The organism is Pseudomonas sp. IT-P260, from assembly GCF_949768395.1.
Classification (GTDB): domain Bacteria; phylum Pseudomonadota; class Gammaproteobacteria; order Pseudomonadales; family Pseudomonadaceae; genus Aquipseudomonas; species Aquipseudomonas parakoreensis.
Map to the genome: position 1 here is coordinate 14,241 of NZ_CATKPO010000004.1, position 11,826 is coordinate 26,066.

The window sequence follows — 11,826 nt, forward strand, 5'->3', positions numbered from 1 at the left end:
AGAGGAAGAAGACCGTATGAGCCAGTTCAAAACGCTTACGACCGCCAGTGGCGCACCTGTCGCTGATAACCAGAATTCTCGCTCCGCCGGCCCTCGTGGCCCGCTGCTGCTCGACGATTTTCACCTGATCGAGAAACTTGCCCATTTCAACCGTGAAAACATTCCTGAGCGTCGTGTGCACGCCAAGGGCTCAGGTGCTTACGGTACGTTCACTGTCACTCGCGATATCACTGAATACACCAGCGCCAAACTGTTTGAGTCCGTGGGCAAGCAAACCCCGACGTTCCTGCGATTCTCCACTGTAGGCGGCGAACGTGGCTCGGCTGACACCGAGCGTGATCCACGTGGTTTCGCTCTCAAGTTCTACACCGAAGAAGGCAACTGGGACATCGTTGGCAACAACACTCCGGTGTTCTTCATTCGTGACCCGCTGAAGTTTCCTGACTTTATCCACACCCAGAAACGTCTTCCGCAGAGCAACCTGAAAAGCGCGCAAATGATGTGGGACTTCTGGTCGCATTCGCCTGAAGCGCTGCACCAAGTGACCATTCTGTTTTCGGATCGTGGGATTCCCGACGGCTATCGTCATATGCATGGCTTTGGCAGCCACACCTACAGCCTGATCAATGCACAAGGCGAGCGTCACTGGGTGAAATGGCACTACAAGACCCGGCAAGGGATCAAAAACCTCGCGCCGGCCGAGGCTGCGCGTCTCGCGGGTACCGATCCGGATTACGCTCAGCGTGACCTGTTCGAGGCCATCGAGCGTGGTGACTTCCCGAAATGGCGCGTGTGCATTCAGATCATGTCGGAGGCTCAAGCTGCAGCGCACTACGAGAACCCGTTCGACGTGACCAAGACCTGGTCGCAGAAGGAGTTCCCGCTGATCGAAGTCGGCGAACTGGAGCTGAACCGCAACCCGCTGAACTACTTCGCCGAAGTCGAGCAAGCCGCATTCGGTCCAAGCAATATGGTGCCAGGTGTTGGTCTGTCGCCGGATCGCATGCTGCAAGGTCGCGTATTCGCTTACGCTGATGCACACCGCTACCGCGTCGGCACCAACCACCAGCAATTGCCGGTGAATGCGCCGCGCAGCCCGGTCAATACCTACCAGCGCGACGGTTCGATGGCGTTCGGCAGCAACGGTGGTGCAGCGCCTAACTACGAGCCCAACAGCTACGTGGAATCACCGAAGCAGGCCCCGCGTTATGCTGAGCCTTCGTTGGCCTTGAGCGGTCCGGCAGACCGTTACGATCATCGCGAGGACAGCGATTACTACAGCCACGCCGGTGCGTTGTTCCGTTTGATGAATGACGAACAGAAAGCGCTTTTGGTCAGCAACATCGCCGGTGCCATGAGCGGTGTTTCACCCGACGTGGTTGATCGCCAGTTGCAGCATTTTTTCAAAGCCGATCCGGCGTATGGAGAAGCAATCGCAAAGCTGCTTGACGTACAGCTTAACGAAGTCTAAACGAGAAGCAGAACCGCCCTCATTGAGGGCGGTTTTTGCGTTATTTAGCCAACTTTTCTCAGAACTTCTTCGCTTTTATTGCGCGAAACGGGTGACCTTCCGGTCAGCTTGGTTCAAACTACAGACTTTCAAGCAGGGAGATGTAGGGCGATGCAAGGCCACCCAGACGTTATCGATTACCTCAACACGTTGCTGACCGGCGAACTGGCCGCGCGTGACCAATATTTTGTGCATTCGCGGATGTATGAGGACTGGGGTTTCACCAAGCTCTACGAACGAATCAACCATGAGATGGAAGAAGAAGCCGGTCACGCTGACGCACTGATGCGCCGGATCCTGATGCTCGAAGGCACGCCGCGCATGCGTCCGGACGATCTCGACGTCGGTACCACCGTGCCGGAGATGCTCGAAGCCGATCTGCGTCTCGAGTACAAAGTTCGCGCCGCTCTATGCAAAGGCATTGAGTTGTGCGAGCAGCACAAGGATTACGTCAGTCGCGAGATCCTGCGTGTTCAGCTCAATGACACCGAAGAAGATCACACCTACTGGCTGGAAAAGCAGTTGGGCCTGATCAAACTCATCGGTCTCGAGAATTACCTGCAATCGCACACCTGATTGCGCAGACACAAAAAAAGCCCCTGTCACTGTACAAGTGACAGGGGCTTTTTCATGCCCTCAGATCAGGCTCGATCGCGAATCAACAATGGCTTGAGGTAGTGACCGGTGTGAGATTGCTTCATCTCGGCCACTTCCTCCGGCGTGCCGGTGGCGATGATCTGCCCACCCTTGGAGCCGCCTTCCGGCCCCAGGTCCACCAACCAGTCGGCGGTCTTGATCACGTCCAGGTTGTGTTCGATCACCACCACCGTGTTGCCGTGGTCGCGCAGGCGATGCAACACGTCGAGCAATTGCTGGATATCCGCGAAGTGCAGGCCGGTGGTCGGCTCGTCGAGGATATACAGGGTCTTGCCGGTGTCACGCTTGGACAGCTCGCGAGACAGCTTGACCCGCTGCGCTTCACCACCGGACAGCGTGGTCGCAGACTGCCCGAGCTTGATGTACGACAGGCCCACATCCATCAACGTCTGCAGCTTGCGCGCCAGCGCAGGCACCGCGTCGAAGAACTCCCGTGCCTCTTCGATAGTCATCTCGAGGGTTTCGTGGATGCTCTTGCCCTTGTATTTGATCTCAAGGGTTTCGCGGTTGTAGCGCTTGCTCTTGCACACATCGCACGGCACGTAGATGTCCGGCAGAAAGTGCATTTCGACCTTGATCAGACCATCGCCCTGACAGGCCTCGCAGCGCCCGCCCTTGACGTTGAACGAGAAACGCCCAGGGCCGTAACCACGGGAGCGCGACTCGGGCACACCGGCAAACAGTTCGCGGATGGGGGTGAACAGCCCGGTGTAGGTCGCCGGATTGGAGCGCGGCGTACGACCGATCGGGCTCTGGTCAATATCGACGACCTTGTCGAGATGCTCCAGGCCCTTGATGCTGTCATGCGCGGCCGCTTCCAGCGTGGTGGCACCGTTGAGCGCAGTAGCGCTCAACGGGAACAGCGTGTTGTTGATCAACGTGGATTTGCCGGAGCCGGAAACGCCGGTCACGCAGGTCAGCAGGCCGATCGGGATTTCCAGATCGACATTGCGCAGGTTGTTGCCGCGCGCACCTTTGAGCGACAGCGTCAGCTTCTTGTTGCGCGGCGTGCGTTTGGCCGGTACTTCGATTTTCACCCGGCCCGACAGGTATTTACCGGTCAGCGAGTCCGGGTGCGCCATGACTTCGGCGGGCGTTCCTTCCGCCACGATCTGCCCGCCGTGCACGCCGGCGCCTGGGCCGATGTCCACCACGTAGTCGGCCAGACGAATCGCGTCTTCGTCGTGCTCGACCACAATCACCGTGTTGCCAATATCGCGCAGATGCTTGAGGGTGCCGAGCAGGCGGTCGTTATCGCGCTGGTGCAGGCCAATGGACGGTTCGTCGAGGATGTACAGCACTCCGACCAGACCGGCGCCGATCTGGCTGGCCAGACGAATCCGCTGTGCTTCGCCGCCGGACAATGTGTCAGCGCTGCGGTCGAGAGACAGATAGTCGAGGCCGACGTTGACCAGAAACTGCAGACGTTCGCGGATTTCCTTGAGGATCTTGTCGGCGATCTCACCACGCCGGCCGGTCATCTTCAGCTCGCCGAAGTACTCGCAGGCATCGCCGATCGGCAGGTTGGTCACCGCCGGCAGGGTTTTCTCGCCGACCCAAACGTGCCGCGCTTCACGACGCAGACGGGTGCCACGGCAATCCGGGCAGGCCTGGGTGCTGAGGAACTTGGCCAATTCTTCGCGGACGCTGGCCGATTCGGTTTCGCGGTAGCGACGCTCAAGGTTCGGCACGATGCCTTCGAACGGGTGCGAACGTTTGACGATGTCGCCGCGGTCATTGAGGTACTTGAAGTCGACATTCTGTGAGCCGCTGCCGTGCAGGATGTGCTTCTGCTGTTCGGCGGTCAGTTCGTTGAATGGCTTCTCCAGGCTGAACTTGTAGTGCGAGGCCAGTGAGCCGAGCATCTGGAAGTAATAGACGTTGCGCCGGTCCCAGCCGCGAATCGCGCCCTCGGCCAGGGTCAGTTCACCATTGACCAGGCGCTTGATGTCGAAGAACTGCTTCACGCCCAGACCATCGCAGGTCGGGCAGGCGCCAGCCGGATTGTTGAAAGAGAACAGCTTCGGCTCGAGCTCGCTGATCGCGTGGCCGCAGATCGGGCAGGCAAAACGCGCGGAGAAGATCATCTCTTCGCCCGGCTCATCGTCCATCGGCGCTACCAGGGCAATGCCGTCCGCCAGCTTGAGAGCGGTTTCGAACGATTCGGCCAGACGCTGCTGCAGGTCGGCACGGACCTTGAAACGGTCGACGATGACATCGATCGAGTGCTTCTTCTGTTTGTCCAGTTTTGGCAGCTCATCGAGCTCGCAGATGCGGCCGTTGACCCGCGCCCGGACGAAGCCTTGGGCGCGCAGCTCTTCGAAAACCGACAGGTGTTCACCTTTGCGTTCGCGAATAACCGGCGCCAGCAACATCAGCTTGCTGCCCTCCGGCTGCGCCAGCACCAGGTCAACCATCTGGCTGACGGTCTGCGCTTCCAGCGGAATGTCATGATCCGGGCAGCGTGGCGTACCGACGCGTGCATACAGCAAACGCAGGTAGTCGTAGATTTCGGTGATGGTGCCGACCGTGGAGCGCGGGTTGTGCGAGGTCGACTTCTGCTCGATGGAGATGGCCGGCGACAAACCTTCAATGGTGTCGACGTCGGGTTTTTCCATCATCGACAGGAACTGTCGGGCGTAGGCCGACAGGGATTCGACATAGCGGCGCTGACCTTCGGCGTACAGCGTGTCGAAGGCCAGGGACGACTTGCCGGATCCGGACAGGCCGGTGATGACGATCAGTTTGTCCCGTGGCAGGGTCAGGTCGATGTTCTTCAGGTTGTGGGTACGGGCCCCACGTATCAGGATCTTGTCCAAAGTGGCCTCGCTCGGCGGGCGTCGAAAACGTAGGAGTATACGGGCAAATACTGGATGGATGCACACTATCAAACGAAGGGTTTTTTGCCTTGCATGAAGAGAGTTTCATCTATACGCGTCATAGCGTCGCGATATACCCCGTCTTTCGATGGGACTGGTAGAATCGCCGCCGGTTCACACGAGGTTTTTCCATGCACGATCCCCACAGCGAACGCATGAGTGGCAGCGAGACCCGCGCAGCGAGCGGTCTGGCCCTGGTGTTCGCCTTCCGTATGCTTGGCATGTTCATGGTGTTGCCGGTCCTGGCGACCTACGGCATGGACCTGGCGGGAGCGACCCCGGCCCTGATCGGGCTGGCGATTGGCGCTTACGGCCTGACCCAGGCGATTTTCCAGATTCCGTTCGGGATCATTTCCGACCGCATCGGCCGGCGTCCGGTGATTTTCCTCGGGCTGGTGGTCTTCGCCCTCGGCAGTGTGCTGGCGGCTCAGGCCGATTCGATCTGGGGCGTGATTGCCGGACGCATCCTGCAGGGGGCCGGGGCGATTTCTGCGGCGGTGATGGCGTTGCTTTCCGATCTGACCCGTGAACAACACCGCACCAAAGCCATGGCCATGATTGGCATGACCATCGGTCTGTCGTTCGCCGTGGCGATGGTGGTCGGGCCGTTGTTGACCCGGGCCTTCGGCCTGTCCGGACTGTTTCTCGCCACCGGCGGCATGGCGCTGGTCGGCATCCTGATCATTATGTTCATGGTGCCGAAATCCACCGGGCCGCTGAGCCATCGTGAATCCGGCGTAGCGCGTCAGGCCTTGATGCCGACACTCAAGCATCCGGATCTGTTGCGCCTGGACCTCGGCATCTTTGTGTTACATGCCATGTTGATGTCCAGCTTCGTTGCCTTGCCGCTGGCACTGGTGGAAAAAGCCGGGTTGCCCAAGGAGCAGCACTGGTGGGTCTATCTCACCGCGCTGCTGATCTCTTTCTTCGCCATGATTCCGTTCATCATCTACGGCGAGAAGAAACGCAAAATGAAACGAATTTTGCTTGGCGCCGTCCTGACGCTGATGCTCACTGAGCTATTCTTCTGGCAGTTCGGTGACAGCTTGCGGGCGCTGGTGATCGGCACGGTGGTATTCTTCACCGCGTTCAATCTGCTGGAGGCTTCGTTGCCGTCGCTGATCAGCAAGGTTTCACCGGCAGGCGGGAAGGGCACGGCGATGGGCGTGTATTCCACCAGCCAATTCCTCGGTTCGGCACTCGGCGGGATACTCGGCGGCTGGCTGTTTCAGCATGGCGGTCTGTCGGTTGTGTTCCTTGGATGTGCCGGTCTGGCTGCCATCTGGCTGGCCTTTGCTGTTACCATGCGCGAACCTCCCTACGTGACGAGCCTGCGCTTGCCGTTATCGCCCGAGGCGATCCGCGAAGCGGGTCTGGTCGAGCGCCTCAAGGCCCTCGTAGGGGTAACAGATGCAGTGATAGTTGCTGATGAAGCAGCTGTTTACATCAAACTGGACAAAGAATTAGTGGATCGCGACACCCTCGAACGCCTGGTGAACAACCCGGCCGAGGCTGCTTGCGAAGCCTAGGAGAACGTTATGGCCCGTGGGGTTAACAAAGTCATATTGGTCGGCACTTGCGGCCAGGATCCCGAAGTTCGCTACCTGCCTAACGGTAACGCCGTGACCAACCTGAGTCTGGCAACCAGCGAACAGTGGACCGACAAGCAAACCGGTCAGAAGGTCGAGAAGACCGAGTGGCACCGTGTTTCGATGTTCGGCAAGGTTGCGGAAATCGCCGGCGAATACCTGCGTAAAGGTTCGCAGGTGTACATCGAAGGCAAGCTGCAGACCCGCGAGTGGGAAAAAGACGGTATCAAGCGTTACACCACTGAAATCGTGGTCGACATGCAAGGCACCATGCAACTGCTCGGCGGCCGTCCACAACAGGGCGACCAGCAAGGCGGTGGCAACAACTATCAGCAGCAGGCGCCACGCCAACAGGCTCCGCGTCCGCAGCAATCGGCTCCGCAACAGCGTCCGGCCCCGGCTCCACAGCAGGCCGCACCGCAACCGGCTCCGGATTTCGACAGCTTCGATGACGACATCCCGTTCTAATTGGATGCTGCATCCACGCTGAATAAAAAAGGCCCGTCGTTCAAAACGACGGGCCTTTTTTGTGGGAGCGGATGCGTGCCTCAGTCGAGGATCACGTGCGGCAGAAACCGGCTCGAATCCTTGGTGATCAGGCTGTTGTCCTCCCGCACGCCGATCCCCGCCGCCTGATCACCAATCACCCAAGAGCCGATCAGCGTGTAGCTGTCGTCGAACTTCGGCAATGGCGCAAATTCCTGCAGGATGAATGGCGCATCGGTGTAGGGCCCGTCTTCTTTGACGATCAGACCTTCTGCCGTGTGCAGTTCGATATTGGCGCCTTCCCGGGAAAAGTACGGTTTGCGCACCCATCCCTTGGGCACCGCACTGGCCGGATTCGGATCAAGATGCGCCGCCAGCAGGTTCGGGTGGCCCTTGTGCAGTTCCCATAGCAATGGGAGTGCGCCTTTGTTCGACAGGATCGCTTTCCACGCCGGTTCGAAAAACTGTGTATCGCACTCGGCAATCGCCGCACCGAACGGCTCGTGGAAGATGAATTCCCAGGCGTGCAGTTTGAACAGGTGCGGGATCCAGCGATCCTCAAGGTCAACGAAGCGACCCTCGGCGTTCAGACCGATGTCTTCGATGTCGATGTGCCGGGATTCGATGCCGACCTTTTCCGCAATCAGCCGCAGGTAATCGGTGGTGCCCTTGTCTTCGACCGAGTCTTTCATCGAAGCGAAGTAGAACGGGCGCTTGAGTTGCAACTCGGCAAATGCCTGATGCAGCTTGGTGTCGATGCTGTTGAACTGGTCGGCGTGGCGCGGCAGCATTCCGCGCTCGATGCACTGCTCCAGCCAGCCCCACTGAAACGCCGCTGCCTCATAAAGGCTGGTCGGCGTGTCGTAGTTGAGCTCCAGCAGTTTGGCAGGGCCATTGCCGCTGTAGGAAAAGTCCATGCGTCCGTACAGATGCGGATGACCTTCCAGCCAGGAAGTACGAATCATGTCGTAGTACGGCGCCGGGATGCTCAGGCGATCCAGCAGCTCTTCGCTGTGCACCACGCGGTCGACCAGATCCATGCACATCTCGTGCAGTTCGGTGGTCGGTTCCTCCAGATCGTTTTCGATCTGCGCGAGCGTGAACTGGTAGTAGGCGCTTTCGTCCCAGTACGGCTCGTCGTCGATGGTGTGGAACAGAAAGCCGAGGCTTTCGGCTGTCTGTTTCCAGTCTGGGCGTTCGGCGCAGTGGATCTTCTTCATGGTCAGCTGCTCGAGCGTCCGGAACTGCTGCCCCAGCCACCCCAACCGCTGCGAGCGGAAGACTGGCTGCCGAAGCCGCCACGGGAGGTCGACGAGGCGACGTTCACCGGTTTGCTTTTGCTGCTCTCGTAGTCCGGTTGACTGCGCGGCACCGATTCGATTTTGCGGTACTGCGTCGAGGTGTTGTAGGGCTGACGCGTGTCGCGATCGCGGTAAACGGTGCGGTTGGCGTTGTTGCTCATCGCATTGCCGATCAGCCAGCCCGTGAGCCAGCCGTTGCCGCCGCCACCAGAGGCGTGGGAAGTGCTTTGCGCGTTCTGCGCAGCCGCTGCTTCACCGGCAGGCATCTGCGCGTTGGCAAGCGCATTCAGGTCCTGCGGGGTTTCGCCGTTCTGCGGTACCTTGAAACCGCCGAGTTTGGGCACGAAGCGGCCGTCGGAGTTCTTCTGGCACCAGTCGGCGGCGAAGTCAGCGTCGCACGTGGCCTTGTCGGCGTAGGCCGGGGCAATGCGTCGGTGCTCGGTCAATGCCGCGACGTAGGCGTTGGAGCAGACATCGGCGGCCACTTCGGCGCCGACGCACTCCTCGACCGATTGGAAGCGTTGCTGATCCTGCGCGGCAACCTCGCCGGAAATCGCCAGCGCCACCGAAGCGGCGAGGGACAGTTGAACGTACTTGCTGCGTTTCATCGAAGGCTTCCTGCCGATCAGTTGGACGGGGTCATGCACGCGGCATTGAGCATGCCGACACTGATGGCCACTGCGGCCACGTAGATACCCGAAGCGATTTCACCGTTGGCGATCCGCTTGGAGGTGCCTTTGAGAACCAGGCCGGTGGCGAGGAACGCGAGCAATTGCACCACCGCCGCAATCACTGCCCACAGCACGAAATCGAGGACGTTGACCGAAAACGCGATGACATTGCTGGCCGGAATCGCAAAACCGATGATCGCGCCGGACAGGGCGATTGCGGCAGCGATGTTGCCGGAGCGGATCAGCTCAAATTCTTTGTGGGGCGTGATGCGCGTGTAGACGAACTGAAACAGCATGAACAGCAGCACGGCGCCGATCAGGTAGACGACGAAACCGACCAGCGCGGTCTTGTTCAGGGAAACGGCCAGCACTTCCAGCATGGAAAACTTCCTTTTTAAATGGTGCTCAGATCAGTCGTGTACAGCGAAATACCCAGCGAGGTGCTCAGGCTGACGGTGCCTTCTTCGTCCTGTTCGACGGAGAACAGCAGCAATTCGCGGCGATCGGTCAGGCCGGTCTCGCGCGCATAAAGCATGGAGTGGTGTTCGATGGTGTAACTCTCGTCCGGATTGACCACGTGTTCGGTCAGCGGGACCAGTTCGGTCTGGCCCAGTTCGGTGCCCCATTCGCGGCTGTACTGGACGCCGTCGTGAGTGTAGGTCGGCAGGCCGATCGGGCTTGCAGGACCGGCCAGGCGCTGGAGCTCGGCGTCACTGTTGACGGTCACGTAGTTGAGGTAGTTGAACAGGGTGACCGACTCGATCTGGTCGTCACCGGTGACGTGGATCTGCAGCCAGAAATCCTCGTTGTTGAGGTAGTAGCGATGCAGTTTGTTGGATTGGCCAAGGTCGATCCAGCCAGCGCTCCAGATTGCCTCTGCCGCCGGAACCTGCACCGAGGTGCTGCCATCAAGCAGTAAGGCCAGGGTCGAATCGAATCGCACGCCTTTGCCCTGTGCCATTCCGAGTGGGCCGCCGGCTACCGGAGCGGGCGCAGCCGGCTGCCAGTTGCTGGTGCCCAGCAAATCTTTTAACCATCCCATGGGTACATTCCTTGAGGCGGGTGGAGGTGTTCGTCGGTAAAAAAAACGTCGCTAGTGTACCGGGCCGGGCGACGAACGACACGCCGTAAACCATGTGGGAGCGAGCCTGCTCGCGAAAGCGGAATATCAGATGACATTAATGTCGCCTGACACACCCTCTTCGCGAGCAGGCTCGCTCCCACAGGTTTTTGTGTTGGTGCTTACTGAGTCGACTTTTGCTTCAGACGCTCAAGAATCGCATTGGCGCTGCCCTCGTTCGGCGTGATGCCGGCGTCGCGCAGTTTGCGCTCCAGGTCGTTGCCGGTCGAAGCGTCGGCCAGTTCGTCGGCGGCGCTCAGCTCGGCAGCGCGTTGCTGCTGCTTGGCCTGCAGACGGTTCAGGGTGCCGACGGCGGTTTCCAGTTTGCCGTTGGCGCCGCCGCTGGCGATGGACGCGCTGACCTGCGCCTTCTGCACGCTTTCACGGGCCTTGGCCATGTCCACCTGCTGGCGCAGGCTCTTGATCCGCGACTCGGCCTTGGTAATGTCCTTGCGCATGTTTTCGGCGTAGGTGCCGAATTCGTCGCTCTGGGCTTTCTCGGCGGTCAGGTCGTTGGTCAGGGTCGAAATCGCTTCGGCCACTTCCATGGCCAGGTCTTCGCGGCCGGCGTTCAGCGCGGCAACCGCCTTGGCTTCCAGGTCCTTGATCTTGGCGTCGTACTCGCTCACGCGGTCGGCGGCCAGCTTGTGCTTGGCCATGATGGTGACCAGCTCGCGGCGGGCGTTCGACAGCGCTGTATCAGCGTCGCGGATCTCCTGGTCGAGGATGCGCAGGGCCTGCTGGTCGACGATCGCTTCGCCGACTTCATTGGCGCCGCCGCGCAGAGCGGTGAACAACTTGCTCCAGATGGACTGAGTCATTGGATATTCCCTGTTGATTACTTGAAGAAGTGTTCGAAGGCTTCGCTCGCGCGTTGCACGTTGTCGACCAGAGTTTTCACCTCGGTGACGACGTTGGTCAGGCTCGAGTCGGCGCTGAGAGCGCCAAACATGTTGTAAACGGTCTGACCGTTGGGCATCGACTCGATACCGATCGACGACAGCGGGAACATTTCCCGGCTGCGCAGCACGGCGTCGTTGAAGGCGCGCACGTCAGTGATCGAATCGATGTCCACCAGCACGGTGTCGACGATGATCTGCTGGCCGGCCACGGCGATGTGAATCGGCAGACCGCCGAATTCGTTCATTTCCAGCTTGATGCTGGGTTCGGAGCTCTGGATCAGAGACAGCGTGATCTCGTGCGAAGCCACCTCGTCCAGTGCCTTGAGGGCGTTGAAGAGGCTATCGATGTTCCAGTTGTTGCCTGCGCTCATGTAATTCTCCGACATGAATGAGCCAGCCAGAATCGGTTGGCGTAGCTGTTGCTCCATCTGCTTGAGCAAGCTTCGGTTTTCCGGAAGCACCCAAGTTTCGTGTTTCACATAACCGGCAGCAGCCAGGCCCGCGCGCATCTGCTTCATGTAGAAGCTCGACGGTTTTTTCGCGGACGGTTTCGAGCGCTCTCCCTTTGGGCTCTCTGACGCAACAGTGGGGGAGCGGCTTTTCATGGCAATGACTCCGTTATGAACATCTCACGCGTGAGCCACACTACAACCAATTCAAAGTGCCATCAATGGCTCACGCGTGAGATTTTCATGACAGACGAAAAACGCC

The 11,826-nt window shown here is 59.6% G+C and carries 11 protein-coding genes; 4 read left to right on the forward strand and 7 right to left on the reverse strand.

All coding sequences use genetic code 11. From position 1 onward, the window contains the following. Nucleotides 1-16: 16 nt before the first annotated feature. Nucleotides 17-1,471 carry a catalase gene (locus ACM6HV_RS03025; RefSeq protein ID WP_414903484.1) on the forward strand — a complete coding sequence of 485 codons (1,455 nt, stop codon included), beginning with the start codon at nt 17-19 and terminating at the stop codon, nt 1,469-1,471. 150 nt (nt 1,472-1,621) lie between these two features. Beyond that, a complete protein-coding gene (gene bfr, locus ACM6HV_RS03030) occupies nt 1,622-2,086 on the forward strand; it encodes a bacterioferritin (RefSeq protein ID WP_003228714.1) in 465 nt (154 codons plus the stop codon). A 65-nt stretch (nt 2,087-2,151) separates the two neighbouring features. Here bfr and uvrA read toward each other — a convergent pair whose 3' ends face one another. Further along, nucleotides 2,152-4,986: an excinuclease ABC subunit UvrA gene (gene uvrA / locus ACM6HV_RS03035; RefSeq protein WP_003228713.1), complete on the reverse strand. Its 2,835-nt coding sequence runs from the start codon at nt 4,984-4,986 to the stop codon at nt 2,152-2,154. A 191-nt stretch (nt 4,987-5,177) separates the two neighbouring features. Between uvrA and ACM6HV_RS03040 the strand changes: the two genes are divergently transcribed. Further along, nucleotides 5,178-6,575: an MFS transporter gene (locus ACM6HV_RS03040; RefSeq protein ID WP_086794949.1), complete on the forward strand. Its 1,398-nt coding sequence runs from the start codon at nt 5,178-5,180 to the stop codon at nt 6,573-6,575. Between the two features lie 9 nt (nt 6,576-6,584). Then, nucleotides 6,585-7,103 carry a single-stranded DNA-binding protein gene (locus ACM6HV_RS03045; protein ID WP_007966163.1) on the forward strand — a complete coding sequence of 173 codons (519 nt, stop codon included), beginning with the start codon at nt 6,585-6,587 and terminating at the stop codon, nt 7,101-7,103. A gap of 80 nt (nt 7,104-7,183) precedes the next feature. Here the strand turns inward: ACM6HV_RS03045 and ACM6HV_RS03050 are convergent, their stop codons facing one another. The 6 genes from ACM6HV_RS03050 to ACM6HV_RS03075 all read right to left on the reverse strand — a co-directional run bounded on the left by ACM6HV_RS03050 (nt 7,184) and on the right by ACM6HV_RS03075 (nt 11,720). Then, entirely contained in the window at nt 7,184-8,341 is a 1,158-nt protein-coding gene (locus tag ACM6HV_RS03050) for a glutathionylspermidine synthase family protein (RefSeq protein WP_414903487.1), read from the reverse strand. A 2-nt stretch (nt 8,342-8,343) separates the two neighbouring features. After that, nucleotides 8,344-9,030: a DUF1190 domain-containing protein gene (locus ACM6HV_RS03055; RefSeq protein WP_198758951.1), complete on the reverse strand. Its 687-nt coding sequence runs from the start codon at nt 9,028-9,030 to the stop codon at nt 8,344-8,346. 17 nt (nt 9,031-9,047) lie between these two features. After that, complete coding sequence (locus ACM6HV_RS03060; RefSeq protein ID WP_041074455.1) at nt 9,048-9,473, reverse strand: DUF350 domain-containing protein; 426 nt, start codon at nt 9,471-9,473, stop codon at nt 9,048-9,050. A gap of 14 nt (nt 9,474-9,487) precedes the next feature. Next, nucleotides 9,488-10,135, reverse strand: a complete 648-nt coding sequence (locus tag ACM6HV_RS03065) for a DUF2491 family protein (RefSeq protein ID WP_041074457.1) — start codon at nt 10,133-10,135, stop codon at nt 9,488-9,490. A gap of 200 nt (nt 10,136-10,335) precedes the next feature. Further along, complete coding sequence (locus tag ACM6HV_RS03070; protein ID WP_414903490.1) at nt 10,336-11,034, reverse strand: PspA/IM30 family protein; 699 nt, start codon at nt 11,032-11,034, stop codon at nt 10,336-10,338. A gap of 17 nt (nt 11,035-11,051) precedes the next feature. Continuing rightward, the gene (locus tag ACM6HV_RS03075; protein WP_041074461.1) at nt 11,052-11,720 is read right to left on the reverse strand and encodes a YjfI family protein; all 669 of its coding nucleotides are present in this window, start codon (nt 11,718-11,720) and stop codon (nt 11,052-11,054) included. Nucleotides 11,721-11,826: the final 106 nt, after the last annotated feature.